The 26,903-nt window shown below is 56.2% G+C and carries 24 protein-coding genes, 1 tRNA gene and 1 pseudogene; 22 read left to right on the forward strand and 4 right to left on the reverse strand.

All coding sequences use genetic code 11. The features are described from left to right. Positions 1–59 precede the first annotated feature (59 nt). On the reverse strand, positions 60–926 hold the full coding sequence (locus LWL52_RS04825; protein WP_242917442.1) for a sterol desaturase family protein: 867 nt from the start codon (positions 924–926) through the stop codon (positions 60–62). Positions 927–1,674: 748 nt separating this feature from the next. On the opposite strand from LWL52_RS04825, the gene LWL52_RS04830 reads away from it, so the two are divergent. From LWL52_RS04830 to LWL52_RS04845, 4 genes are all read left to right on the forward strand, one after another. Then, the gene (locus LWL52_RS04830; protein WP_242917444.1) at positions 1,675–3,027 is read left to right on the forward strand and encodes a sigma-54-dependent transcriptional regulator; all 1,353 of its coding nucleotides are present in this window, start codon (positions 1,675–1,677) and stop codon (positions 3,025–3,027) included. A 732-nt stretch (positions 3,028–3,759) separates the two neighbouring features. Beyond that, positions 3,760–4,869 (forward strand): porin, encoded by a 1,110-nt coding sequence (locus LWL52_RS04835; protein WP_242917446.1) that lies wholly within the window; start codon positions 3,760–3,762, stop codon positions 4,867–4,869. Between the two features lie 134 nt (positions 4,870–5,003). Further along, positions 5,004–6,839 carry a sensor histidine kinase gene (locus LWL52_RS04840; protein WP_242917448.1) on the forward strand — a complete coding sequence of 612 codons (1,836 nt, stop codon included), beginning with the start codon at positions 5,004–5,006 and terminating at the stop codon, positions 6,837–6,839. Positions 6,840–6,934: 95 nt separating this feature from the next. After that, positions 6,935–8,839, forward strand: a complete 1,905-nt coding sequence (locus LWL52_RS04845) for a potassium transporter Kup (RefSeq protein WP_242917450.1) — start codon at positions 6,935–6,937, stop codon at positions 8,837–8,839. 438 nt (positions 8,840–9,277) lie between these two features. Here LWL52_RS04845 and LWL52_RS04850 read toward each other — a convergent pair whose 3' ends face one another. Further along, positions 9,278–9,742, reverse strand: a complete 465-nt coding sequence (locus LWL52_RS04850) for a JAB domain-containing protein (protein WP_242917452.1) — start codon at positions 9,740–9,742, stop codon at positions 9,278–9,280. A gap of 570 nt (positions 9,743–10,312) precedes the next feature. On the opposite strand from LWL52_RS04850, the gene LWL52_RS04855 reads away from it, so the two are divergent. The 17 genes and pseudogenes from LWL52_RS04855 to LWL52_RS04935 form a co-directional block, all read left to right on the forward strand. Then, positions 10,313–11,152 carry an RteC domain-containing protein gene (locus LWL52_RS04855; protein WP_242917454.1) on the forward strand — a complete coding sequence of 280 codons (840 nt, stop codon included), beginning with the start codon at positions 10,313–10,315 and terminating at the stop codon, positions 11,150–11,152. Positions 11,153–11,391: 239 nt separating this feature from the next. Continuing rightward, a complete protein-coding gene (locus LWL52_RS04860) occupies positions 11,392–11,820 on the forward strand; it encodes a hypothetical protein (protein WP_242917456.1) in 429 nt (142 codons plus the stop codon). 112 nt (positions 11,821–11,932) lie between these two features. Then, positions 11,933–12,286: a DUF4134 domain-containing protein gene (locus LWL52_RS04865; protein ID WP_242917458.1), complete on the forward strand. Its 354-nt coding sequence runs from the start codon at positions 11,933–11,935 to the stop codon at positions 12,284–12,286. Positions 12,287–12,327: 41 nt separating this feature from the next. Then, positions 12,328–12,660, forward strand: coding sequence for a DUF4133 domain-containing protein (locus LWL52_RS04870; protein WP_242917460.1), 333 nt, complete (start codon positions 12,328–12,330; stop codon positions 12,658–12,660). A gap of 30 nt (positions 12,661–12,690) precedes the next feature. After that, on the forward strand, positions 12,691–15,177 hold the full coding sequence (locus LWL52_RS04875) for a TraG family conjugative transposon ATPase (RefSeq protein ID WP_242917463.1): 2,487 nt from the start codon (positions 12,691–12,693) through the stop codon (positions 15,175–15,177). Between the two features lie 6 nt (positions 15,178–15,183). Next, the gene (locus LWL52_RS04880) at positions 15,184–15,855 is read left to right on the forward strand and encodes a conjugal transfer protein TraI (RefSeq protein WP_242917465.1); all 672 of its coding nucleotides are present in this window, start codon (positions 15,184–15,186) and stop codon (positions 15,853–15,855) included. 39 nt (positions 15,856–15,894) lie between these two features. Next, a complete protein-coding gene (locus tag LWL52_RS04885) occupies positions 15,895–16,545 on the forward strand; it encodes a hypothetical protein (protein WP_242917466.1) in 651 nt (216 codons plus the stop codon). After that, a complete protein-coding gene (locus tag LWL52_RS04890) occupies positions 16,542–17,171 on the forward strand; it encodes a tellurite resistance TerB family protein (RefSeq protein ID WP_242917468.1) in 630 nt (209 codons plus the stop codon). The genes LWL52_RS04885 and LWL52_RS04890 overlap by 4 nt, the downstream gene beginning before the upstream one ends. Positions 17,172–17,183: 12 nt before the next feature. After that, a complete protein-coding gene (traJ, locus tag LWL52_RS04895; RefSeq protein ID WP_242917470.1) occupies positions 17,184–18,401 on the forward strand; it encodes a conjugative transposon protein TraJ in 1,218 nt (405 codons plus the stop codon). Positions 18,402–18,440: 39 nt separating this feature from the next. Then, complete coding sequence (gene traK / locus LWL52_RS04900) at positions 18,441–19,046, forward strand: conjugative transposon protein TraK (RefSeq protein ID WP_242917472.1); 606 nt, start codon at positions 18,441–18,443, stop codon at positions 19,044–19,046. Beyond that, positions 19,043–19,309 carry a hypothetical protein gene (locus tag LWL52_RS04905; RefSeq protein ID WP_242917474.1) on the forward strand — a complete coding sequence of 89 codons (267 nt, stop codon included), beginning with the start codon at positions 19,043–19,045 and terminating at the stop codon, positions 19,307–19,309. Before traK ends, LWL52_RS04905 begins: the two co-directional genes overlap by 4 nt. 2 nt (positions 19,310–19,311) lie before the next feature. Then, positions 19,312–20,580: a conjugative transposon protein TraM gene (gene traM / locus LWL52_RS04910; RefSeq protein WP_242917476.1), complete on the forward strand. Its 1,269-nt coding sequence runs from the start codon at positions 19,312–19,314 to the stop codon at positions 20,578–20,580. A 50-nt stretch (positions 20,581–20,630) separates the two neighbouring features. Continuing rightward, positions 20,631–21,518: a conjugative transposon protein TraN gene (traN, locus tag LWL52_RS04915; RefSeq protein WP_242917478.1), complete on the forward strand. Its 888-nt coding sequence runs from the start codon at positions 20,631–20,633 to the stop codon at positions 21,516–21,518. An 11-nt stretch (positions 21,519–21,529) separates the two neighbouring features. Beyond that, positions 21,530–22,339 carry a hypothetical protein gene (locus LWL52_RS04920; RefSeq protein WP_242917480.1) on the forward strand — a complete coding sequence of 270 codons (810 nt, stop codon included), beginning with the start codon at positions 21,530–21,532 and terminating at the stop codon, positions 22,337–22,339. A gap of 60 nt (positions 22,340–22,399) precedes the next feature. After that, positions 22,400–22,732, forward strand: a complete 333-nt coding sequence (locus LWL52_RS04925) for a hypothetical protein (protein WP_242917482.1) — start codon at positions 22,400–22,402, stop codon at positions 22,730–22,732. Positions 22,733–22,835: 103 nt separating this feature from the next. Then, positions 22,836–23,000: a hypothetical protein gene (locus LWL52_RS04930; RefSeq protein WP_242917484.1), complete on the forward strand. Its 165-nt coding sequence runs from the start codon at positions 22,836–22,838 to the stop codon at positions 22,998–23,000. Beyond that, positions 22,987–23,721 (forward strand): annotated as a pseudogene (locus LWL52_RS04935) (recombinase family protein); the annotation flags it as partial. The gene LWL52_RS04930 and the pseudogene LWL52_RS04935, both read left to right, overlap by 14 nt. A gap of 775 nt (positions 23,722–24,496) precedes the next feature. On the opposite strand, the gene LWL52_RS04940 reads toward LWL52_RS04935, so the two are convergent. Then, a tRNA-Arg gene (locus tag LWL52_RS04940) sits at positions 24,497–24,570 on the reverse strand. A gap of 187 nt (positions 24,571–24,757) precedes the next feature. Between LWL52_RS04940 and LWL52_RS04945 the strand changes: the two genes are divergently transcribed. Then, positions 24,758–25,174, forward strand: coding sequence for an organic hydroperoxide resistance protein (locus LWL52_RS04945; protein WP_242917486.1), 417 nt, complete (start codon positions 24,758–24,760; stop codon positions 25,172–25,174). A gap of 267 nt (positions 25,175–25,441) precedes the next feature. Here the strand turns inward: LWL52_RS04945 and sucC are convergent, their stop codons facing one another. Continuing rightward, on the reverse strand, positions 25,442–26,644 hold the full coding sequence (gene sucC, locus LWL52_RS04950) for an ADP-forming succinate--CoA ligase subunit beta (RefSeq protein WP_242917488.1): 1,203 nt from the start codon (positions 26,642–26,644) through the stop codon (positions 25,442–25,444). Between the last annotated feature and the right edge of the window lie 259 nt (positions 26,645–26,903).

Below are 26,903 nucleotides of genomic sequence, written 5' to 3' on the forward strand. Positions count from 1 at the left end.
TCACCGGTTTACGCAGAAATAAATACGTGATTTCACCGGAACGAATCTGCATTTGACTCCTAGGGGTATAGTTTAACAAGAGGTTGTCTTTCCTGCCGCTGGGGTACAGTGCCATCTGGTTGCTGCCATGTACGCTGTTTCTTAAACGGGATGGCAAAAAGGTTGAAGGCGGACTGCTCATTTGGGTCCCGGTATGCAGGTACGCCAATCGTAATATCAGCCTGTGCAACATGCAGGAGCAGGGACTTGTGCAGGCGGTCCCACCATGAGAAAATAACGGTGAAGTTACTGTTGGTCTCCCTTGCCACTATGGAATGGTGGATGCCGTGCATACGGGGTGTTACCATGATACGGCAAAGCCACTGTTCAGCTTTAACGGGTAACCGCAGGTTGGAATGATGAAAGGCAGTACAACCTTCAAAAATTACTTCATAAAACAACACGAGTGGCGCAGGTATCCCAATAAGGGCAACAGCAGCATTTCGGCAAGGTGCTGACGCAATGTTTTCGCCTACATGGAAGCGCCAGGCAGTGGAGTGATCCAAATCAAGGTCCATGTGATGCACGTTATGAAAACGCCACAATAAATCAGATTTATGTAGCAGCACATGCCACATGTAGTTGGTATAATCGAGCAGTAGAAATCCGGCTACGTAGTGGAACCATTTGGGCATACCTGACCAATACAGGAGCCCCATTCTATACTTTGCAGCTTTTTGGGCCGATGCATACCTACAGGGTAACAGCAATAGCCGCAAAGCAGGAAGTGCTAGGGCCGCTACCCCGGCATTTTCTTTCAATCGCTGCGGTTTGAGGCGTGTGCGTTTTCTGAGTTGGCGTTTAGATTCAAGCACAAATAAGAGGAGTGCAGTTGTGCCAAGCAGGCTCATTCCTATGGTGTCAAAATATGGAAATCTGACTTTCATGTTTAGAGTTACCTCATGGGCTAACGCTTTGTTATTGGCCGAGGGTTTAAACTTGGTTTTAGCCAGGTATAAGCCAGCGGTAAATGCCTCGTCAGAGCACTATCAAAGACGTATCTTGTGTACACACAATAGAAGAATTATTGCTGCGGCAAAGGCTGTTGAGATTACCTTTCATCCTGGGCTGGCCGGTGCGCACACTTATTGGATATTGGTATGCATTGGTTCTGGCCGGAAATAGCCTTTGTTGATAAAGGTGATAGGCACTAAAGAGGAGGTGCCACAGATCCAGGCGGCTTCTAGTGTTCGGGTTAGAGTAGTCAAGGTTTGTTTTACGTTTGTAGGGAGCCTGCAGTGTAAAAACGCGTATATTTTAGTTCAGGTAAGTTCAGGTACGACACGCATCACCTACCATTAAATTAAAAAAGCACCACAAGAGCGGTGGAATGCGGGATGTTAATAGGAGACTGTGTAGTTTTATAGGTAAGAAAGGGAACGAAGAAGCGCCACATAAGTAGGAGCAAACCCCGTAAGGACTAAGAGTAGAAAGAAAGGAGAGTCTTGCGGCTTGCCAGCGGAGCCCACGGCAGTGTCCCTATAGGTAAGCAGAGAAAATCACGATAACTGTCAGCAAAGGGAAGCTATCTTCGTAAAGCTGTTTTTTAACTCTACACTATTATCCTTTGCTCATAAAGTATGCTTCTAGGAACAGCTACAGGGGTGTAAAAAAACCAACCGGAAGGGTCATGAAATGATTAACGCCATCACATTACTACTCATTGACGATGAACATAACCTGCGTCTGGTACTGGCACGGGTGCTCGAGTTGGAAGGCTATCAGGTACTGCAGGCCAAAAACGCTCGCGATGGCCTTGAGCTGCTGGAAAACCAGGCAGATGAAATAGGGGTAGTACTCTGCGATGTGAAGCTGCCCGACGGCAACGGGTTACATATACTACGTAGAATAAAGGAAAAATTCCCGCAGCCGGAGGTGATTCTCATGACTGCTTTTGGGACCATACAGGATGGAGTAAGCGCCATGAAGCAGGGAGCCTTCGACTACCTGACAAAAGGGGATAGTGATGACCAGCTATTAGTTGCCGTCGCCCGGGCCGCTGAAAAAGCCACTTTACGCAGACGGGTAGCCGAACTAGAGGAGCAGGTCGGGGCTAAGTACAGCCTGGATAGTATTATCGGCAGCACCGCTGCGCTAGAGAAAGCCAAGGAACTGATAACCCGAGTGGCGGTTACAGATTCGACGGTGCTACTGGAAGGGGAAACGGGGGTTGGCAAAGAGCTCTTTGCGCAAGCTGTGCATAGCGCCAGCCCTAGGCGCAGTAAGCCATTTATCGCCATTAACTGCAGTGCATTCCCTCGGGATTTGCTGGAATCAGAGTTTTTTGGGTACAGGAAAGGGGCCTTTACAGGAGCCGTGCGAGATAAAAAAGGACTCTTTGAAGAGGCAAACGGCGGAACTATCTTTCTAGATGAGATAAGTGAAATGCCCTCCGAATTGCAGGCAAAGTTCCTAAGGGTGCTTGAGACGCAATCTTTCACCAAACTAGGGGACACCAAACCTGTCACCATTAATGTGCGCCTGGTGGCTGCTACCAACCGCAACCTACAGGCGGAGGCCGAAGCGGACCGTTTTCGCCCTGACCTGTATTACCGCCTCTCTGTTTTCAAAATTCGTGTGCCGACCCTGCGAGAGCGGCAGGGGGACATTCCCTTGCTGGCACGGCATTTTTTACAACTTAACAATGCCAAAATGAACCGCCGCATTGAGGGGATGAGCGAGGAATTTATCGGGATGCTGGCAGCCTATCCCTGGAAGGGCAACATACGGGAGCTCAAGAATGTAATCGAGCGTGCCGTTATACTGGCTGACGACACGATTTTAACGCCTGAGCACCTACCGGTAGATTTTTGGACAGGAGCTCCCGCATTGCAGGTTGCTAACAGCGACACGGCCCTTAGCACCGTGGAGCGCAGCCATATACTGAAGGTGCTGGAAGCGGTAGGTGGCAACAAAACAGAGGCCGCCCGCCGGCTACACATCGGCCTGACCACCTTATACCGTAAGATCCAGGAATATGGGTTGTGAGGGTGGGAATGGTACTGCAGCACCCGTTTTTTAAAGGGGAGCCCATCAAAGGACACAGGAAGCGTGCCGCCAGGGAACGCCGGAAGGTCTACTTGTTCTGGTCGGGTAAATCCCTGTATCCGCGTCTGTCCGGTGCCTTCCCTAGCACCGTTTTTGTACTACGAGGGTGAGGGCGCCCGACCTCTAATCCCTTTCCCGGGGAGCCGGTCAGTTTGCTATGGCCGAAGCAGCAGGGAAGAGAACCGGCCTTCCTTTTCTGTTGTCCACCCTACCAAAATGATATGCCTACCCTGTCGAAATGATAGGGTGCCGTGAGGTTCACCACACGTTGAGTAACACAAAAGCATCTATATGGGTGTTTAGGGCCATCTAGATGCTTAGCCCTTCCTTAGCGCCTTTCTGGCACACGTTTGGAATAACTATAGCTGCCACCAACGCAAGGGGGTGCAGTGAGAGCCATGCAAGACCCAACGCAGCTACCGGGCGCAGTAAAGCAATAGCCTGCTGTTTTCTCCGTATCGTTGACTTCAAAGGGGCGACGTGCAAGCAGCGATAGCACTTCCGTAGCACTTCGTCATCACCTGGCTTAACTGCTGGTAGACATGAGCGAGTTACCTGCATAGGAGGCTATGGCTCAGGATATGCTCCTGAAGCGGAAATTGGAGGTCCGGGACGCTTAGGAAAAGGTAACCACCCTTATACCCGTCCGTTCACGATAGGCAAAGAAACAGCATGAACATGGTGCAAAAGCATGAAGGCTCTTACCTGATAACATTGACATTGCTTTGCCTCCTGATCAGTGGGGCTGCAAAGGCGCAGACAATTGACTCTTTGGGGGTGCCAGCAAAGCACAGTCCTTTCCGGGTCAGTGGCGGTCTGGACGTCTATTACGCTTATGATTTTACAAAACCTTTCGACCAGGACAGGCTATATACCACGCAGGCATTCCGCCACAATGAGTTTAACATCAATTGGGGATTCCTTAGGGGGGACTACACCACCGAAGCTGTTCGGGCCACGCTTGCTCTTCAAACAGGTACCTATGTGCAAGCCAACTACGCCGCCGAGCCAAAGGAACTGACACGGCTGATTGCACAGGCGCATGCGGGGGTAAGGCTGGCTAAGGGGGTTTGGCTGGACATGGGCATTCTGCCTTCCCATATCGGCTATGAGAGCACATTCTCGCTCGATAACGAAATCTACACCCGGGCCCTGATGGCCGAGAACTCCCCCTATTTTGAGGCTGGGGCGCAGCTCACAGGCGAGGTGTCAGACAAAGTGACCATCAAGTTTCTGGTTTTGAACGGATGGCAGATTGTTAGGGAAACTAATGAAGCCAAATCGCTCGGCTTTGGCATCAGCTATACGCCTGCGGAGAAGCTGTCCTTAAGTTACAACAACTATTATGGCAATGAAGCACCGGAAGGCATGGCACCCAAGCGGAGGTTCTTCCATAACGTCTATGCCGGCTATACTCTGACCGATAGGATCGATCTGGCGGGGAGTGTGGATTATGGACGACAGGAACTGTTCGGTAGCGGAGAAAAAGGCATCTGGTATGCCGGCATGCTGTTGGCACACTACCGGTTAGGGGAGGGATTTGCCTTAGCCGGGCGCCTGGAGCACTACAATGATCGAAAGCAGCTTATCGTTGCGACCCATACCCCTAATGGTTTCCAGACCTCCAGCGCCTCTATCAACTTCGACTACATCCCGGCCCCAAACTTCCTATGGCGGGCGGAGGTCCGTGGCTATGACTCCAAGGACAGCGTGTTCAGGGGTAGGGAAGGAGCAAGGAAGAAAAACCTGCTGCTGGTCACTTCATTCGCCCTCAAGTTTTAAACGCAGTAGAAGGGAATGATGACGATGCGTTACCGGTAAACCCAATACCTGCTGGGCAGCGGGATGGGGAGGTGGAGAGCAGGAAGCGGAGAAGAGAGCATTACGCTGTGCATTCAATACTAAAAAGCATTGGAATGAAATTCAAGACCAAAATAATGCTTGGCTATCTCACCATATTATTGGTGTTGCTGGTCATGGGCATTTATTCGATCATTAATCTAAACTCGCTCGACAGTGCGGCCACCAATATCCTAAAGGACAACCTGTTTACCGTACAGTTGAGCCAGCGCATGGTACTGGAACTGGATAAGATGCAAGTGACCAGACAGCAGTTGATTCCCTCTGAGACAATGCCTCCTGTTTTTGAGAAGGCGATACGGGAAAGCGTCCATGCCTTTGAGGTGAACCTGCGAAAGGAACAAGATAACATAACCGAGGCGGGAGAGCGTGCGCTTACAGCCAGTATGGCCGATGTGTTCGAAGAGTACCAGGACCTTCTGCTGCAGCAAAGGATGAGCCCAGGCGACTATGGCACCGAGCTTCTGCCGCGTTACCAATTGATTCGTGACCAGCTGGATCAGCTCATGAGCATGAACATAGAGGCTATGGCAAAAAAAAGCGACCAAGAGCAACGGATAGCGCAACAAACAAAGTTCTACACCTTTACATTCCTGGCGGTGGCTTTGCTGCTGGGGCTGGGTTTTCTGCTGACCGTGCCCGCGGCCCTGTCCAAGCCAACCAGGCACCTGGTCGACTCTATCCAGGCAGCCGCCAGGAAAGACTTCACGCAACGCCTGCCGACGCGCGGCAAGGATGAATTTGGCAAGATCGCCAAGGTATATAACAGCATGCTTAAAAAGCTAAGCGAGTACGAGTTCTCTAACCTGAATGAGCTGCTGACCGAGAAAAGGCGCATCGAGTTGATATTGCAGAGCTTAGACGAGGGAATATTGCTGTTGGACCAAAACCTGAAGATTACCGAGGCCAACCCTACCGCCTGTAGGATATTGGGAGTGGGGCGGGAAGATCTGGTAGGCAAGCAATCCCAGGTGGTGGAGAACGAAAATGCCCTGTACAGGGAAATAGTCAAAGATATTATGATAGGCACTACTTCGGGGGACCACCTTGTTACCGTGAGGGAGGCCAAGGAAGAGGCATTTTACCGCAAAAGCATCGTGGAAATCGTCTCCTACAACGAATTGCTGGAGCGCAGCGAACTGTCGGGCTATGTGATCTCGCTGCGAAATGTTAGCGATTTCAAACGCCTGGACCAGGCCAAGTCCGGCTTCCTGGCCACTGTTTCGCATGAGCTGAAGACCCCTCTGGCTGCCATTGGCTATAGTCTTAAGCTGCTGCAGGATGAGCGGGTGGGACGGGTAAACCCTGAGCAGCGGGACATTCTCGCCACAGTAAAGCAGGAGACTGGCAGGCTGCAGCGCATCGTAGGACAGCTGATGGATGTGTCACGTCTGGAGTCTGGGAACATACAGCTGAACATACAGCAGGCCAACCTCGCCGACATCATCCGCTTTGCTGAGCAGGTTATTGGCCTGCAAATGGTGCCTAAGGGGCTCCGGCTGGAGGTCAGGATAGAGAACGAGTTGACAGATGTGCTGGTGGATGCGGAAAAAACGGCCTGGGTTCTCATCAACCTGCTCAGCAACGCCGTCCGCTACTCACCCGAGAATGATGTCATCACCCTCTCTACACAGGACCGGGAGCATGAAGTGCTGGTACGGATCCATGACAACGGTCCGGGTATTGACCCGGCGGACCATCAAATGATATTTGAGAAGTTTGTGCAAATCGCCGGGAAGACGCAGTACAAAGGCAGCTCCGGCTTGGGATTGTCTATCTCGCAAGAGTTTGTCCGGTCGCAGGGCGGCCGTATCTGGGTGGAGAGTGAGCTGGGCACAGGGAGTACCTTCGTCCTTTCGCTGCCATTGTATATGCCATTCAGGGCGGAATGAAAATGTGATGTAAAGCAACTACAGGTCCTACCATCAGCAGATTTTGTAAATACTTCAGCACGAGAGAATATTTGACTAACCTAAAAACTATATTAATGAATCCTCAATCTCTTACTGACCCGGTTCTGGCTCCTCAAGGTCGCAGTACGAAATACCTCCTGCTCCTTTCGCTCAGTGCACTTGGGGTCGTCTACGGCGATATTGGCACCAGCCCACTCTATGCCATCCGGGAATGCTTTTACGGGGAGTATGGTGTACCACCTGTTCACGACAATATTTTAGGAGTGCTGTCGCTGGTATTCTGGTCCCTCATTCTGGTGATTTCGTTTAAATACCTGATTGTGGTGATGCGGGCAGACAACGAAGGGGAGGGAGGGATTCTGGCGCTGATGGAGTTGGTCCTGCCCAACAGTAAAAAGTGGTATCATGGGATGGTACTGGTCATGGGCCTGTTCGGGGCCGCCCTTTTATATGGCGACGGGATGATCACGCCTGCCATCTCGGTGCTCAGTGCTGTAGAAGGTCTAAATGTGGCTACGCCCCTCTTCAAGCCCTATGTCATCCCCATCACCATTGCTATTCTGCTGGGCCTTTTCGTGCTGCAGCGGAAAGGCACCGGGGGGGTCGGTAAGATTTTCGGCCCCATCGTTTTCCTTTGGTTCCTGGTATTGGCCGTGCTTGGGGTTTCAGCCATTATCAAAAACCCGGTGGTGCTGGAGGCGATGAACCCCTATTATGCGGTGGTCTTCTTTCAGTTGCATGGCGCCAAGGGGCTGTTGGTACTGGGCGCGGTTTTTCTGGTAGTTACTGGTGGTGAGGCCTTGTATGCGGATATGGGGCACTTTGGCCGTTTGCCCATCCGCCTTGCCTGGTTCATTATGGTGCTGCCCTGTCTTGTGCTGAACTATTTTGGCCAGGGGGCTTTGCTGCTGGATCACCCGGAGCTGGCTGTTAATCCCTTCTTCCATCTTGCTCCAGCGTGGGCGCTGTACCCCTTGGTAATCCTCTCTACCTTCGCTACTGTTATCGCGTCTCAGGCTGTCATTTCCGGCGCTTTCTCCCTCACTTACCAGGCGCTGAACCTGGGTTACTTCCCGCGCGTCTCGGTCCTGCATACCTCGGAGCGGGAGCGAGGTCAGATCTACATCCCGCAGATCAACTGGCTTATCTTTGCAGCCACAGTGGGCCTGGTGATCGGCTTTGGCAGCTCTACCAACCTGGCAGCGGCCTATGGCGTGGCTGTCACCACGACCATGGTCATCACCAGTATCCTGGCTTTCATAGCCATGCGCAAGCTTTGGAAATGGACGACGCCCCTAGCAGTCGCCCTGACCGTATTTTTCCTGATCCTGGACCTTTCCTTTTTCGGCGCTAACATTCTCAAGGTGGCGGAAGGTGGCTGGTTTCCACTTGCCATCGGCGGTATAATCTATCTTTTGATGCGCACCTGGATGTCAGGGCGGCGCGTGCTGAAAAGCATGCTTCGCAGTCTTACACCTCCCCTGTCCTCCTTTATTCAAGGTTTGACGAATCGGCACTACACCATAGTAGAGGGAACAGCCATTTACATGACTGGTAACCCAAAGACGACGCCCCCGGCACTGGCGTTGAACTTGCAGCACAACAAGGTGCTGCATGAGCAGGTCATCATTTACAGTTTGAAGGTAGAGAAAGTGCCTCATATCATGAATAGGAACAAGCTTCGCGTGGACGAAATAGCTCCTCGCTTCTATCGGGTTGTAGAAACGTATGGTTATATGGATAAAGTAGACATCGAACAATCTATCAAGGCCTTGCAGCAGATGCCGGCTACCCTGAAGCTACATGATGTGACCTTCTTTATTGGCCGAGAAACGCTTATTCCTTCCAGGGACGTGGGGATGAAAGATTGGCAAGCCAGGTTATTCGCGGCCTTGACCATTAGCTCGCAACGTGCCACCAAGTACTTCAACATCCCCTCGAAACAGGTGTTTGAGGTAGGCACACAAGTGAAGATTTGATACGGCAGAAAAAGAGGCGCCGGAAGCTGCTTTGAGGATAGTATAGCCTGCAGTTAAAAAAAGGCAAATCAAGAGGAACAACGAACCGCTAACACGGGCTTTGCGTTAGTGAGCGGACGGTGCGGATAGAAACAATGGAGCAATTAATAAACGTTGGTGCAAGCAGACAGTTTACGGTTTCAAAAGCCCACCAACCCAAAGCCCTTCACCGTTGAGTGAAATAAATAATCAATGAAAAAGGATTTTTAGCTTTGATACTTTCAGTTTTTTGTTGCCTGTCTTGTAGTTCAGACAAAGATGTAGAAGTTGAAACTCTTGCAATTATAAAAGGGTCTTCAACGAAACTAGTTGAAGAAGTCAGACGGGAATACTGTTCTCCCGCCCATGATATTTATAAAGAAGCTACGTAGCAGCATGATTAAAATGAACAAAAAGGGGCTATAAAAGCCCCTCGTCCGCCAGCGAGTAATAACTCTCGCTGGTCAGGATGATATGATCCAGGACCGCGATGTCGAGCAGTTCCCCGCCCTGCTTCATCTTCTTGGTCAGCAGCAGGTCCGCTGCACTGGGCTTGAGGTTGCCCGAAGGGTGGTTGTGGCAGAGGATGATGCCGGAGGCGCAGGCTTTCAGGGCAGCCACGAAGATGAGCTTGGGGTCGGCCACCGTGCCCGCTACCCCGCCGGTGGAGACCTCGTACATGCCCAGCACGCGGTTGGCCCGGTTGAGGAGCAGCACCTTGAACTGCTCTACAAATTCAATTCTTCCCAGGTCCCAGCCGGCTTTGAGCACCAGGTAACTGTCGGCAGAGGAGGTGACCTGGGGCCTCTCGCCCGGCTTTACCCGGTTGCGGTAGGTGAGCTTGATTTCGGCTACTCTGGCGAAGGTTTTAGTTGTCTTTTCCATAATCCTGAACTTTTTAAAGTGAGAAATTGATTATGGCGCCCCATTGCCCCGGGGCCGGACTAAAGGCAAGGTGGAGACAAAGAAAATGCGGAGGCTCCGCCCACAGCGGATACCCATTTTGTTTGTACGACCTTGCTTCCTGTGTCCGGACGCGGCGGCTACCTTTGTGCCTGCAGGAATGACGATTCAATTGTTTGCAGCAGGCTGCAGGATGCCAATGGCAGCAGGTTGTGGTCATAGCTGCTTTGCGAAGGGTGGGTAATGTTTGACTAGGCAGGCTGGCAGCCCGTTTGCTTGGCCGGCTTTGTTTCCAGCTTATAGAAATCCTTAAGAGTCCCGGTTCGCAGCAGCTGCGCCCCCATAGGGCGCATCCCGCCAGCGACCTTCCCGGTTTGCTACTTTCTGGTTCAGGCGGGGAGATTCCTGGTTCATCCCCAGTTATTCGTAGTTCAAACATCAATTCTTTTAACCGCCTCATAACATAGCGTAAACCGGACAATCAGAGATGATCCTGCGCTGCCAACGGGGGAAGGCGCCAGGTCCGGAAATTGTCACCAAACGCAACCTGTTATGATACAGTTCGCCAACAGCCTGTATGCCCGGATGAACGAAGGGCTGCAGCGCATCGCCCTCGAAGCGGAGAACCCCCTGCAGCGGGCCGAGCAGTCCTGCCGCGCCATAGAAGCCGCGCTGGAAGAGCTCAAAGCCTTTATCCAAGACTACGTATTCGCCGACACGCAGGCAGAGATCACCTTCTTTAAAGAAATCAAGCCCCGCTTCCTGAGGGAATTGCTCTACTTCATCGAGCTTTTTTACCTGGAGGCCTGCAAACCTGTCGGCAGCACGGACATGCAGCGGGCCTACCTGCTGCAGGCCATGGACCGGATTGCCGCCTTTGTGGATCGCAACCAGTGGCTCTACAGCTATTACCGCATGAACCAGTGCCACCTGGACCACCTGCTTTTCGTGCGGGGGGACCATGACGTGCCGCGCTGGCCCGGCTTCTCGCTGGAGCTGGACCCCGGTTTTTCGACCCTGCACAGTTTCCAGCTCTCCAAGCTGCAGGCCTATGAGGCCTTGCGCGACCATGTACAAAGCCTGCTGCACGCCCTGGGCAACGAGCAGCCCCCGGAAGGGGAGAAGGCCCGGGGCCCCCGGTTGAGCTGGACCGACTCAAAAGCGTCCCTGATCGAGCTGGTTTATGCCCTGCGGGCGCGCGGGGCGGTCAACCACGGCAAGTCGGATGTCAAGGAGCTCATCAATGCGCTCGAAGCGCTTTTCAATATCCGGCTCGGCAATTTTTACAGGGTCTACCAGGGCATGCGCATCCGCAAAAAGAGCCGGACGCCTTTTCTGGAGGCGCTCCGGGAAAGCCTGGAGCGGCGCATGGACGAAGCGGACGAGGCATAAAGCAAAATTTTTACCCCAATTTCTTTTTGTTAGCTCCCACGGCAGTGGCAGCACCGATGCCCCATGGGATCCCTGGGGAAGAAGTATTCCCTGCTGCCAGCTGCCACGATAGCAATACGCTCCCCGGGGGACAGCAAATTTATTTTTGTTAGCTCACACGGGCTTGTCCCTTATCCCTTGTCCGGCGATGCACCTTTGTCTTAACACAAGGGGAAACGGGTCCCCGGTAAACGAAAATTATGTTAAACGGCATATCATGGCATCTTTACCTGGCTGGTGCCGGGGCGCTGCTGGGTGGCTATTACCTGGCCGCCGGCCTGTGGCTCTACCGGCAGGAACTGCAGGCGCTGCTGCTCAGAAAGCAGCGGGCTGCCGGCGCAACATCACCTGAAGAGCGCGGGGACGAAGCGCCCCGATATTTATCCTATGAAGAATTAGAGCATGTGGCGTCCCAGATACGCCGCGGCATCCTGGAGGCAGGCAAAGAAGCCAGCAAGCAGGATCTGTTAAGACGGATCAAAGCAAGCCTGGCCACCTCCGGCGGGTTACGCCTGCCTGCCTCCCGGGGTGCCATCAACCACTATATCGTGCAGCAGGCACAGGAGATCTGCGGGGTAGTGTTCAGCGAGGAAGAGCTCGAGCAGGAGTGGGAAACACTACCCCGGTAATCAGGGCACTTCCGGTCTCCCGGGGCAAAAATCAGCAGGAGCCGGAAGTGTTTTTCCTGCCAGGAGGCAGGCAGGCAACAGAAAAAATCATCGACCATTAAAATAAACGAACATGAAAAAGGGAACAAAACAACACGGGGAGAACGGGAGGCCGGCAATTCGTAGCAACCGCTGGCGTACCTTCTGCCTGGTGGCCGTCGGCACGCTCTGCAGCTTTTGGGCACAGGCCCAGGATGGCCTGGCGGGCATCAACGAGGCCAACCAGAAGGTGCGCAGTTATTTTGATGCGGGCACGCAGCTCATGTATGGGGTGGGAGCGCTGCTGGGGCTGATCGGGGCCGTGAAGGTCTACCAGAAATGGAATGCCGGGGACCAGGACACCGGGAAGGTGGCCGCCGCCTGGTTTGGCAGCTGCGTCTTCCTGGTGGTGGTGGCCACCGTGATCAAGTCCTTCTTCGGCGTCTGAGCCGGGATCTGCCTGGCAGCCAGCGCCTTTAAACCGCGACCATGCGCAACAGTGTGTATCCAATCAACAAAGGCATCAACAAGCCCATCGAGTTTAAAGGGCTCAAGGCCCAGTACATCTGGTACCTGGGCGGGGCCGTGATCGGGCTGCTTTTGCTCTTTACCATCCTCTATGCCCTGGGCCTGCATGCGTTTCTGTGCCTGGGGATCATCCTGGTAACGGGCGGGCTGCTGACCCGGCGGATCTACCGGCTCAGCAATACCTATGGGCGCTACGGGATGATGAAAAAAGTGGCCCGGCGGCGGGTGCCTGCGGTGGTCACCTCCTCGGGCAGGGCCCTCTTCCTGGGGAAGGAAATCAAACAGGACGCCTAGCAGGTCTGTCACCAGTTTAATCAAGTGCAGATGAAAAAGAAGTTACACGATATCTGGCCCCTGATGGGCGTGGAGCATGATTGCATCCTCTCGCGGCAGGGAGACATCACGCTCGTCTACCAGGCAACGCTCCCGGAGATATTCACCCTCTCGGACGCGGAATACGAGGCCTTCCACCAGGTGTGGGTCAAAGCCCTCAAGGCCCTGACGCCCGATACGGTTTTCCACAAGCAGGACTGGTTCCTCGACAGCCGCTTTGCCCCCGATTTCACCCGGGGGGAGGCCAGTTTCCTGTCCCGCAGCAGCGACCGCTTTTTTAACGAGCGTCCCTACTTACACCATGCCTGCTACCTGCTGCTCACCCGGCAGCCGGCCGGGCGGCGGCGCGCCAGCTCCCTGCTCTCCAACCTGGTGCGCCCCGCGCTGGTACCCGACCTAACGCTGCAGCCGGCCCTCTTGCAGGCTTTCCTGGACAACGCCGACCAGTTCCGGCACATCCTGCAGGACAGCGGCTTTGTGCAGCTAACCCGCCTGCGGGCTGGGGAGCTGCTGAGCCACCGCCGAAAGGCCGGCCTGATCGAGCGCTACTGTACCCTGGCGGGGGGCGGAGAGGGTTTGCTGGTGAAGGATATCGCCTTTGCCGAAGGCATCCGGGTAGGCGACCAGCTGGGGCAGTTGTATACCCTGGCCGACGCTGCGGACCTGCCGGCCTGGTGTGGCTCGCGCATCAACTACGAGCGCTACTCGTCTGATAAAATAAAGTTCAGCGTAGGTTTTGCCGCCACGCTGGGGCAGCTGCTGCCCTGTAACCACCTCTACAACCAGTACATTTTCCCGCAGGATGCCCGGCAGACGATCCGCCGGCTTGAAAGCAAGCGGCTGCGGCTGCAGTCCCTGGCTGCCTATTCCCGGGAAAACGCCCTTGCCCGCGATGCGACCAATGCCTTCCTCAACGAAGCGGTCAGCCAGCAGCGCCTGCCGGTGAAGGCCCATTTCAATGTGCTGGCCTGGACAGACAGCCGCCAGGAGGAGAAGCACCTCAAGAACCTGGTGGCAGCGGCCCTGGCCCAGCTCGATGCGGTGGCCAAACAGGAAACGGTGGGCGCCCCGCAGATCTTCTGGGCGGGCATACCCGGCAACGAAGGAGATTTCCCGCGCAACGAGACCTTTGACACCTTTGCCGAGCAGGCCGCCTGCTTTCTCAACCTGGAGACCAGCTACCGCTCCTCGCTTAGCCCGGTGGGCCTGCGGCTGGGCGACCGCCAGACAGGAAAGCCCGTGCATGTGGACATCAGTGACGAGCCGGTTAAAAAGGGCATCTGCACCAACCGCAACAAATTCATCCTGGGGCCCTCGGGCAGCGGCAAGTCCTTTTTTACCAACCACCTGGTCCGCAGTTACTACGAGCAGGGCACCCACATCGTGCTGGTGGATGTCGGCCACAGTTACCGGGGGCTCTGCGAGCTGGTCAAGGGTTACTATTTTACTTATGACGAGCAGCACCCGATCTGCTTCAACCCCTTTTATACCGGCGACGGGCTGGCGCCCGACACCGAGAAAAAAGAAAGCATCAAAACGCTGCTGCTGGCCCTGTGGAAAAAAGACAACGAGACCTTCAACCGCTCGGAGTACGTGGCCCTGTCGAGCGCCCTGCAGAACTACTATGCGCAGCGGGCCGGCCGGCCGGGGCAGGCGGCGGACTTCAACGGGTTTTACGAGTACGTGCGGGATGAATTCAGCGTGTGCCTGCAACAGGAGGGCGTCAAAGAAAAGGACTTTGACCTCGGCAACTTCCTCTACGTGCTGCGGCCCTATTACCGGGGCGGCGAGTTCGACTTCCTGCTCAACGCCACCCGGAACCTGGACCTGCTGCAGGAGCGCTTCATCGTCTTCGAGCTCGACAATATCAAGGACCACCCGATCCTCTTCCCGGTGGTGACCATCATCATCATGGAGGTCTTCATCTCCAAGATGCGCAGGCTCAAAGGGGTGCGCAAGATGATCCTCATCGAGGAAGCCTGGAAAGCGATCGCCCGCGAGGGCATGGCCGAATACATCCGCTACCTGTTCAAGACGGTGCGCAAGTTCTACGGGGAGGCCGTCGTGGTGACACAGGAAGTAGAGGACATCATCTCCTCTCCCGTGGTCAGGCAGGCCATCATCAACAACTCGGACTGCAAGATCCTGCTCGACCAGTCAAAATACCAGAACAAGTTCGGGCCGATACAGGAGTTGCTGGGACTCACCGAAAAGGAGAAAGCGCTGGTGCTCTCGGTCAACAGGGCCAACGACCCGGCCCTGAAATACAAGGAAGTGTTCATCAGCCTGGGCGGCACCCTTTCCCGCGTGTACCGCACGGAAGTGTCCCCGGAAGAGTACCTGGCCTATACCACCGAGGAGACCGAAAAGGTAAAGGTGCAGCAGTACGCCCGCCGGTATGGCAGCATGCAGCAGGGGATTGCCGCCCTGGCCGCAGACCTGCAGGCGGAAGCAGGACAGGACGAACCCGATAACTGAAAAAAGATGAAAAAGCTTTTTCTACTGCTCGTGCTGGCCGGTATCCTGGCTCCCTGGCAGCGCGCGCAGGCGCAGGTCCCGGTGGCCGAGGTGATCAAGGCCGGCGTGGTGAAGGTGATCCGGGCGGTGGATTTGCAGATCCAACGGCAGCAAAACAAGGTCATCTGGCTGCAGAACGCCCAGAAGGCCCTGGAAAACGCCATGGCCCAACTGCAGCTGGAGGAAATCACGGACTGGACGGAAAAGCAACGCGCCCTCTACCAGGCCTATTATGCCGAGCTCTACCAGGTAAAAAGCCTGGTGTCGGGTTACCGGCAGATCCGGGACATGGCCCGCCTGCAGGCCCAGCTGCTGGCAGACTACCAGCGGGTATGGCCCCTGTTGCGGCAGGATGACTCCTTCACCCTGGCCGAACGCGCCTATATGGCGCAGGTGTACGCCGGCATCCTGGCCCAAAGTGCCCGGCACATGGACCAGGTGCTCCTGGTAGTGGAGGACCTTGCCACGCAGATGGACGATGCCGCCCGGCTGGAACTGATCCGGGCGGCGGCCGGCGAGCTGGCGGCCACTTACAACGACCTGCAGCTTTTTAACCGCCAGAACCTGCAGCTGCGGATGCAGCGGGCGGGGGACCGGCAGGCGGTGGCCGCCGTCAAGCGGCTCTACGGACTGCCCTGAGCGGATCACACAGACACTGAACCCCTAAAAACCATACCCATGAAAAAACTACTCGTCTTGCTGCTGCTGCTGGCCGCCACCGGGGCGCGGGCCCAGGCCTTGGCCGAATGGTTCCGGCAGGGAAAAACGCAAAGAGCTTATTTACTCGAGCAGCTGGCGGCCCTGCAGCTCTACCAGGGCTATGCCCGCCAGGGGTATGCCCTGGCCGCGGAGAAACTCGGCGGGATCGGCCAGCGCAAGGAAGCGGAGGCCGGCCTGCACGAAACCTACTTCCGGTCCCTGGAGCGGGTAAACCCGGCGGTGCGGCACGCGGGGAAAGTGGCCGCGATCGTCTCGCTCCAGGCCCGGCTCATCGCCGTTCTGGACGCCACCTGCCGGCAGCTGCTGGCTTCCTCCATTCTGGAGCCAACAGAGCAGGCCTACGTCTACCGGGTATGCCGCAGCGTGCTGCGCGACTGCGCAGCCGACATGCAGGCACTCGTGGAAGTGACCACCGACGGGAAGCTGGCGATGACGGACGCCGAGCGGCTGCAGCGCCTGGACGCGCTTTACCGGGCCATGCAGGAAAAGTACCTGTTTGCAAAAGGGTTTGGTGCCGAAGCGGGCCTGCTGGCCGTCGCCCGCCTGCAGGCCGAAAATGACGGACGCGCCAGTCGGCTGCTGCACGGCATAAGGCGGGAGGAGCCATGAAAAGGCGCCTCACCCTGCTGCTCTTTGTCCTGATGCTGGCCACCCGCGTTTGGGCCCAGGAACAGGAAATACAACAGCTCCTGCTCAACGTGGAGAAGCTGGCCCGGCTCAAGGAGATCCTCGGCGAGATGGAAAATGGCTACCAGGTCCTCAGCGCCGGCTACACCAGGGTCCGGGACATCTCGCAGGGCAGTTTCCACCAGCACCAGACCTACCTGGCGGGGCTGCTGCAGGTGAGCCCCACTGTTAAAAACTACCACAAGGTAGCCCGGATCATCCGCTACCAGGTGCTGCTGGTGCGCGAATACAGGCAGGCTTATACCCGGTTCAAGGCGGACGGCAACTTTAGCCCGCAGGAACTTGACTATATGCGCGGGGTATACGAGCGCCTGTTCCGGCAGAGCCTCGATAACCTGGATGCCCTGACCACGGTGGTCACGGCCACGGCGCTGCGCATGACGGATGATGAGCGCCTGCAGGCCATCGATGCCCTCTTCCGGGAGATGGAGGAGGCCCTGCTCTTTCTGCGGCACTTCAACAAGAGCACCACGCTGCTGGCCGTGCAGCGGCACCGGGCAAAAAGCGATGTGGCCGCGCTGCGCAGAAGCTACGGAATCAACCACTAAACAAACAAGGATATGGCAACATGGCAAAAAGCTGCGCTTCTGGCAGTGCTGGCAACAGGATGGCCGGTGCTTTTGCAGGCACAAGGCCTGGCGGGGGAGACGGGCAGCCTGCACGGGGTGCTGGACCAGCTCTACGGGGAGATGGTGCCCCTGAGCAGCAAGCTCATCGGCGTGAGCCGGGGAATAGCGGGTTTTGCCGCTACCTGGTATATCGCCCTGCGGGTGTGGCGACACATCGCCCAGGCCGAGCCCATTGACTTTTACCCCTTGTTCCGCCCCTTCGTGCTGGGCTTTGCCATTGTCATCTTCCCGTCTGTGCTGGACCTGCTCAACGGGGTGCTGCAGCCCACGGTCACTGCCACGGCGCAGATGGTGGGGGATACCGATAAAGCGGTTGCCCTGCTGCTCGAGCAGAAGGAAGCGGCCATCCGCCACTCGAGTGCCTGGCAGATGTACATCGGCGAGAGCGGGGAGGGGGACCGGGACAGGTGGTATAAATACACGCACGACGACCAGGACCCTGTCGGGGAAGGGCTGATGGAGCAGGTGGGCAATGACGTGAAGTTCGCCATGGCGAAGGCTTCCTACAGCTTTCGCAACTCGGTGAAAGCATGGATGAGTGAAGTGTTGCACCTGCTCTTTGAGGCGGCGGCCCTCTGCATCGATACCATCCGCACCTTTCAGCTGGTGGTGCTGGCCATCCTGGGGCCCCTGGTCTTCGGCCTGGCGGTCTTCGACGGTTTCCAGCACACGCTGACCGTGTGGGCCGCCCGCTACATCAACGTGTTCCTGTGGCTGCCGGTAGCCAATATTTTCAGTGCCATCCTGGGCAAGATCCAAGAAAAGATGCTCGCCCTCGACATTGCCCAGGTCGAGGGAGCGGGGGACACGTTCTTCAGCACGACCGATACGGGGTACCTGATCTTCCTGGTCATGGGCATTGTCGGCTACTTCACGGTCCCCTCCGTGGCCAACTACATCGTGCATGCCAGCGGGGGCAACACGCTGCTTTACAAGGTCAACAACCTGTTGAGCAGCACCTCGCGCAGCGCCGTGCACACCGTCTCCGGGGGCGCCGGCATGGTAGCCGATGCCCTGGGGGACACGGCAGGGCGGATGGGCAGCAGCATGAGCAGCAACGCGGCCAGTGCCGGCTATTTCCGGGAGCCGGGGCCCGTGCAAAACACCCCCAGCTCCCTGCCAGGCAAACTGGCAGGCAACCAGGAGTGAGACAGGACCTTTAACAGCTAAAGCACCATGTTCAGACAAATGAAAAACTTAGACACGGCCTTTCAGCAGGTACGCACCTTTACCCTGGCCGTGGTCACCGCCAGCACCTTGCTCTGCGGCTTTGCACTCTATAAAAGTTATGCGCTGGTCGCCGGCATGCAAAGCAAGGTGTATATCCTGGCGAACGGCAAAGTCCTGGAAGCCTACGCGGTGGCCGGCAAGGATAACCTCCCCGTGGAGGCCCGGGATCATGTGCGCACATTTCACCGGCTTTTCTTTACCCTGGACCCGGATGATGCCGTCATCCAGGCGAACATGGCCCAGGCCCTTTACCTGGCAGATGCATCGGCCAAAAGGGCGTACGACAACCTCCGTGAGAGCGGCTATTACACGGGCCTTATCGCCGGGAACATCAGCCAGCGGGTGGCCGTGGACAGCGTGGCAGTGGACGTGCGCCAGGATCCTTATTTTTTCCGCTGCTATGCCACCCAGCGCCTGGTCCGCGCGACCAGCATCCTTGTCCGGAGCCTGGTCACCGAAGGCTACCTGCGCCGCGTCAGCCGGTCGGACAACAACCCGCACGGCTTCCTGATTGAACGCTGGGTGACGGTTGAAAACCGGGACCTACAAAACATAAAGCGGTGAGGCTGCCTTTTCGGGAGGGGCAGCAGGCTGCGCGCCTGCCGCGCCGCGCCCAGCTGGCAGCGCTGGTGCTTTTCTGCCTGCTGGGTGGCGGCTTCAGCAAGCACCTGCTCCTGGCCAGCATCGAAGGGGAAACGTCCTTTCCGCGGCCCGGCAGCCTGGCTCGCAGGCCGCGGGCGGGGAAGGGGCGGCAGGCCGCGGGTGATGCCCGCGAGTATTTCTTTCCCTGGGAGTGCCCGGATAATTCGCAACCTATAAAAAAGTAAAAATGAAACACGTAGCCCATTCTCCACACTTTCTGAGGCGCCGCCGGTTCCTGCTGGTGCTGCCGCTGCTGGTCATGCCCTTTCTGACCCTGTTCTTCTGGGCGATGGGCGGTGGCCGGACAAACCCCCAGGCCGCGCCGGCCCCTGCCGGCCTTCGCCCCGATTTGCCGGACGCCCGCCTGCCCGAAGCAAGGACGCCCGATAAGCTGACGTCCTACAAGCAGGCGCTTGCTGATTCTTCCAGCTTAAAAGCACTGCTTCGTGAAGGCCCCTTTGAGGACTGGGGAGCCAATGGGGCAGGGGGGAGCTTTCCAACGCCACCCCTGGGCGGGGCATTGGAAACGGCGGATTCCAGCGAGGCCCGCGTTTACCGGAAACTGGAGCGCCTGCAAGCGGTTCTCGCAGAGGAGCCCTCCCTTTCCCACGTGTCCGGACAAGGTGCCGCCCCTGCCACCCGCCCGGCCAGGATACCGGCTGGCGGAGGGGAGCTGCGCCACCTTGAGCAGGTGATGCAGGCTGCCGGGCAAACAGGCAGCGGGGATGGGGAATTGCAAGAGCTAAACGGCATGCTGGAAAAGATACTCGATATCCAGCATCCCCGGCGCGTCGAGGAAAAGATCCGGCAGTCTTCCGAAAGCCGGCAAGGGCAGGTCTATGCCGTGGCGGCCAGCCGGCCGGGTGCTGCCGTATCCCTGCTGGGGCGCGGCCGGCAGGACGGCGCAGGGGCTGCTCCCGCTCCCGGGGATGCCCCTGCCGCCAACAGGTTCTACTCCACTGCGGCGGATCGGGGAGACGATCCCCAGCAGAATGCCCTCGCAGCCGTCGTAGAGGAAACGCAGTCGCTGGTTTCGGGGGCTACCCTGAAGCTGCGCCTGACCGGCCCGGTAGCTGTTAACGGCACGCTGATCCCACCGGGCACCTTGCTGTATGGGACGGCAACCCTGGCCGGGGAGCGGCTGCAGGTCACCATCAAAAACATCCGCTACCAGCAGGCCCTTTTCCCGGTTGCCCTGTCAGTCTATGACCTGGATGGCCTGGCAGGCCTTTATATCCCGGGCACCCTGACCCGGGAAGTTGCCCGGCAGTCTGCGGACCGGGCGGTGCAGGATCTGGGCCTTTCTTCCCTGCATCCTTCCCTGCAGGTGCAGGCAGCCAGTGCCGGGGTGGAAACGGCCAGGCACCTGCTTGCCCGGCAGGCCAGGCTCATCAAAGCCACCGTCCCGGCTGGCTACCGGGTGTTGTTGCGGGACGAAAAAAAGCAGAACCGCTAAGCCCCGCATCTTACCACAAAGCAGATCAACTCACTTTAAAATGCATACAGATGAAAAAGCTAAAATTACTATTGGTCCAGCTGAGCCTGCTGGTGCTGGGTTACAGCCCGGCCTACGCGCAGCAAAGCGCCGGGCCGGGACCGGCCGTCGGCGTCACACCGTCTTCCCTGGCCGTCTCCCTTTACAAAACAAGCCACCTGGTCTTTCCCTTCGCGGTGAAAAGCGTGGACAGGGGGAGTGGCGAGATCCTGGTCGAGCAGGATGCGGCCCTGGGAAATGTCCTCCGGGTAAAAGCCGGTAAGCCGGGTTTCAGGGAGACAAACCTCACCGTCATCACGGCGGATGGCGGGCTGTATTCTTTCCTGGTAACCTATGCTGCAGACCCGGCCGTGCTCACCCTGCTGTTGCCGGAAGCCACGCCTCCCGGGTCCGTACCGGCCCTTGTGGGTGAGACAGGCTGCAATGAAGCGTCCGCGCAACGGGATGCCGCGCGCGTGGCAGCAGACAAAACACCCCTTCCCGGGCGCAGGGATAATAAGTTCGGAATGCAGTTAGCGTTGCGCGGCATCTACGTCCGGGGAGAGACGATGTACTACCGGCTCAGGCTCCGCAACAACTCTGACATCCCCTACGCGGCAGACGGGCTGCGCTTTCTTATCCGGGATAAACAGCATACCCGGCGCACGGCCACCCAGGAGCAGGAACTGCAACCCTGCTATGTTTACGGCGGCCCGGCGAGCGTGGCAGCTCAGTCGGAGCGGGACCTGGTCGTTGCCCTGCCCAAGGTGACACTCCCGGCCACCAAGTACCTGGCTATCCGGCTGATGGAGAAAAACGGCGGCAGGCACCTGCAGCTCAAAGTGCCTTATCACATGCTCCTGCGTGCAAAGCCGTTTTCCCTTCCCAAAGGGGCGGATGACAGGATTGTTTCATTTTAATAATATGTGCCATGAACGAGAAAAATTTCGAGTATCTGCGGGATCAGCTAAAATACACCGGCTTCGGTGAGGGGTTGGAAAAGGAGCTGCGGGAAAAGATGGAGCAGAAAACGCCCGAGTTCGAGTTGTTCCATCAGGCCGCCTTTGGAAAGGACCAGGCGGTTGCTGTCCTGCAGTTCAGGAAGTCTGAGCAGGACATGTACTTCTTCAACCGCTACCTGGTGGCCCTCCGGGGAGAGAAACCCGCTGATATCCTCGAGCAGACGTTTCATATCAACAAGGGAAACAACATCACCCTGAAGGAGGCCTACAACCTGATGCAGGGCCGGGCGGTCAACAAGGATCTAACCAGCAGGGAGGGGCAGGGCTACAACGCCTGGCTGCAGCTGGACTTCAAACAGGCAGACCCTGCCGGTAATTACCAGGTCAAGCAGTACCATGCCAACTATGGCTTTGACCTGGAGAAAACGCTCGAGCGGTTTTACATCAAAGAGTTGGAAGACCCGCAGCAAAAAGAACAGTTGATCCATTCCCTGAAAAAGGGAAACCAGCAACTGATAACCGCCCTGGAGGAGGGATACGAGGTGAAGCGCTACATTGAGGCCAGCCCCCAGTTCAAGACCATCAACGTCTACAACGAGCAGCGGCAGCGGGCCATGCGCGAGACCATCCAGCGGCAGGAGCCCACGCCGGGGGAGTCCCTCCAACAACAGGCGGCTGCCCGGCAGGAGCGCCGCAAGGAAAAGCAGCAGCAGGAGCAGGGAGAGGAACCTGGGCCCGGGAAAAGGACAGTCCGCAAAAGCCGGTCCCTCAAACCCTGAAGCAAAGGGCACGTGCACGGACGGGCCCCTGCCTGAGAGAACCCATGAAAGGACGAGCTTATGAATGGGAACACACCGGTCAAATTCCCCGAATCTGCTGGGCAGCAAGAGCTGTTAAGCAGGTTCTTCGGGGCTATTCTGCAGGACCCGCGCATCGGGCCTGCCCACATCGCCTTGTACGCCGCCCTGTACCATTGTTGGCTGGCCGTGGGCGGGAGAGGGGCGGTTTGCGCTTACAGCCACGAAATGATGCCTGTTGCCAAGCTATCGAGCAGTGCGACCTACCACCGGGTCCTGCGGGAGCTGGACAAGTGGGGTTACCTGCGGTACGAACCTTCTTACAGCCGCCTGCGGCGCAGCAGGGTGTTGCTGGCCTGGGACGACAGTTCCTGAAGGGGCCAGGGAGCCCGGGAGGAAATTTTCCGGGGCTAAAGGCGGAACGCAGGTTCCGCCTTTTTTATGAACCAGGATCGAATCATCAGGAAAGCGAGAGAGGATGAAACCACGGGAAAAAGACAGGATAAGCCCTGAAAAAGCGAAGGAAATGCTGCGGCGCGAGGGCGTGGAAGTCTCCCTGTCGGAGGCGAAAGCAGTTTTGGAATTCTTGCGATTATTTGCTAAAATAGCTGTAAATCAATATTTAAGGAATGGAAACAGCTGATTTGTACATACGGGTGAGCACCGATGAGCAGGCAGACAAAGGCTATTCACAACGCGACCAGGAAGAGCGTTTGCGGCATTACTGTGAGCTACAGGGCATACGCGTCCGCCATGCCATCTACGAAGACCACTCGGCCAAGACCTTCAACCGCCCGGCCTGGCAGAAACTGCTGCTGGAACTGAAAAAGCAAAAAGGAAAAACGGACCTGGTGCTCTTCACCAAGTGGGACCGCTTCAGCCGAAATGCCGGGGATGCCTACCAGATGATCAGCACCCTGCGGCGGTTGGGCGTAGATCCGCAGGCCATCGAACAGCCGCTGGACCTGGCGGTGCCGGAAAACAAAATGATGCTCGCTTTTTATCTGGCAGCACCGGAAGTGGAAAATGACCGGCGGGCCCTGAACGTGATCCGGGGCATGCGCAAGGCCAAAAAGGAAGGCCGCTGGATGGGGGCCGCTCCCATCGGTTACAAGAACAGGATCAGCGAAGGCGGAACCAAATACATTGCTCCCGAAGAGCCGGCAGCCTCCATCGTACGCTGGGCCTTCGAGGAGCTGGCCTCCGGCCGCTTCAACACCGAGCAGATCTGGAAAGTAGCCAGGGAAAAAGGACTCACGTGCCAGAAGAGCAATTTCTGGCGTGTTATCCGCAACCCTGTTTATTGCGGCAAGATCTTTATCCCCGGTTACAAGGACGAGGAGAGCTGCTTTGTGCAAGGGCTGCACGAACCCCTGATCACAGAGGACATCTACTACCGGGTGCAGGATGTGCTGGACGGGCGGGGCAGGTTCTACCGCCCGCAAGTGGAAACACAGGATGAGTTTCCACTGCGGGGCTACCTGGTATGCCCGATATGCGAAAGGATGCTCACGGCCAGTAAGTCGAAGGGGAGGCATGCCTACTACGCCTACTACCACTGCAACAAGGGCTGCCCTTTCCGCTCCAGGGCAGCCGAGGTGCACGAGGCTTTCGGGCAGGAGCTAAAGCAGTATGTGCCGCGCAAGGAGTTCCACAGCCTTTACCGCAGCCTGCTGCTGGAGGCCTTCAACGAGCAGACCCATGAACAGGGCAGCGAAAGAAGACAGCTGCTCAACCGGGTGAAGGAACTGGAGAAGCGCGTCTCCCATTCCCGCGATCTGATCGCAAGCGCACAAATCGAACCGGAAGACTTCCGAAAGATCAAGGCAGACTGTGCGGCCGCTATCGAGAAATTGGAGGCAAAAATCAGCGCACTAACGCAGGAAACGGACTTGCAGGGGCTGTTAAAACAGGGTCTGGATCACCTGATGCGCCTGGAAAATTTGTACGAAAACGGCAGTAACCGGGAGAAACGCCTGCTGATCGGTTCGATGTTCCCTGAAAATCTGGTGTTTGAAGGTGGAAGCGTTCGAACCGCTCGGGTGAACGAAGTAGCGCGTGTAATATATCTGATTAACAGGCTGTTAGGGCCTAAAAAAAACTGGACAAAAAGCAAAAACTGCCTTCTGTCCAGTAAGGTGCACCCGAGAGGATTCGAACCCCTAACCCTCGGAGCCGAAATCCGATATTCTATCCAGTTGAACTACGGGTGCGTTGATGCGTGCAAAAATAGCAAGTAAACTGACAATACGAAACTCTATAGCTAAAAAATATCTGCCACCAATGCTGTTTACGTTCCCTTTTGCGCCTTCTGCGGTGAATATCACCTGTTTGCAAACCTTTGCCTGTTTTTAATGTTTAGAGGCTTACGGATCAAAGGCTAATCAAAACGGAAAACGTATGGAAAAAATGTATACGGCAGAGGTAACTGCCACTGGCGGCCGCAGAGGCCATGTAAAGTCATCAGACGGTATAATTGATATGCAACTGGCTATGCCTACCCACATGGGCGGCCAAGGCGATAAGACAAACCCTGAGCAGTTGTTTGCAGCAGGCTATGCGGCCTGCTTCCAGAGTGCGCTATTGGTAGTTGCTGCCCGCCACAAAGAGCGCCTCGACCCTGATGCAACTGTCACCGCTCATGTCGACCTGCTCAAGCTGGACGACAATGGCTTTGGGCTGGGCGTAAAGTTAGTGGTGAACCTGAAGGGCACAGATGCTGCCAAGGCCCGGCAAATGGTAGATGAAGCGCACCAGATATGCCCTTACTCTGTTGGCACGCGCGGCAACATTGATGTGCAGCTGGAAGTGGTTTAGGAAGTTAGAGAGTTAGAAGGTTAGAAAGAGTTTGTGAGGAAGTGGGGCCTTTCTTTTGCCAGCAAATTCAGCTTCTATACTTGCCTTTTTTACTGCTGTGTATACAGCAGCAAGTTCGGGATCAGGGCTAACGGCAACTACGTTGCAGTATCATGTTACCCTTCTCTAACTTTCTAACCTTTTAACTCTCTAACTTCTTACAAGTATAAAAACAAAAAAAGGCTGCCAATTCTGGCAGCCTTTTTTTGTTTTTATACTTGTAAGAGACTAGGCTCCTGCTTCCGCAAGCACCTGCTTCACTTTTTCTGCGGCTTCTTTGAGCACTACGGCTGAGTATACTTTCAGACCGGACTCGTCGATGATACGTGCGCCTTCTTCGGCGTTAGTGCCTTGCAGGCGAACGATGATCGGAACGCGGATATCGCCAATGTTCTTGTAAGCTTCCACAACCCCGTTGGCCACGCGGTCGCAACGCACGATACCACCAAAGATGTTGATCAGGATCGCTTTTACATTCGGGTCTTTCAGGATAATACGGAAACCGGCTTCTACGGTCTGGGCGTTGGCGCCACCACCTACGTCCAGGAAGTTAGCAGGCTCGCCGCCGGATAGCTTGATAATATCCATGGTAGCCATGGCCAGGCCGGCGCCGTTCACCATGCAACCAACGTTACCGTCCAGTTTTACATAGTTCAGGTTGTGCTCACCGGCTTCTACTTCCAACGGATCTTCTTCGGAAATATCGCGCAGGGCAGCCAGGTTCTTGTGGCGGAACAGGGCGTTATCGTCCAGGTTCACTTTGGCATCTACCGCCAGTATTTTATTGTCCGATGTTTTCAGCACCGGGTTGATTTCAAACATAGAGGAGTCAGTCTCCACGTACGCCTTGTAGAGGTTGGTCACAAATTTCACCATCTCTTTGAAGGCTTCTCCCTCCAGACCAAAGGCAAAAGCAACTTTACGGGCCTGGAAAGGCTGTAAACCTGTTGCCGGGTCGATCCACTCTTTGATGATCTTCTCAGGCGATTTCTCCGCAACCTCTTCAATGTCCATACCCCCTTCGGTAGAGGCCATGATCACGTTCTGGCCCTTGGCGCGGTCCAGCAGGATGCTCAGATAAAATTCTTTCGGCTCCGAAGCGCCGGGATAGTATACATCCTGTGCCACCAGCACTTTCTGCACCAGCTTGCCTTCAGGGCCTGTCTGGTGCGTTACCAGTGTCATGCCCAGGATCTGGCCGGCGATTTCTTTCACCTGCTCCAGGTTTTTGGCCAGCTTTACGCCGCCCCCTTTGCCACGGCCACCCGCATGGATCTGTGCTTTGATTACGTGCCAGCCTGTGCCGGTTTCCTCAGTCAGTCGTTTAGCAGCCGCTACAGCCTCTTCGGGCGTGTCAGCCACAATCCCTTCCTGGATCCGTACACCGTAGCTTTTTAATATGTCTTTAGCCTGATATTCGTGTATGTTCATGCTTTCAGTTTTAATGGACGCACGAAAGTACGCCATTATCCCCTCAAATTCAAGAAAAGCGTTTTTAAAATATTGCGCCCGCAGGCGGCTTTTCCACTGTGCCTGCCATACTTGCCGGCAGCTCCTGTAGCCTGCCTGAAACAGGCACTATCCGGAAAAAGGCTAATCCGGGTGCAAACCTATTTTAAAGTCAGATTAACAAAGTATAGCGTTTGTTTTGTAGCTTTGGAGGGTTTATACATTAGCCATTGCTTTTCTA

Source organism: Pontibacter liquoris (assembly GCF_022758235.1).
GTDB classification, from domain to species: Bacteria; Bacteroidota; Bacteroidia; order Cytophagales; family Hymenobacteraceae; genus Pontibacter; species Pontibacter liquoris.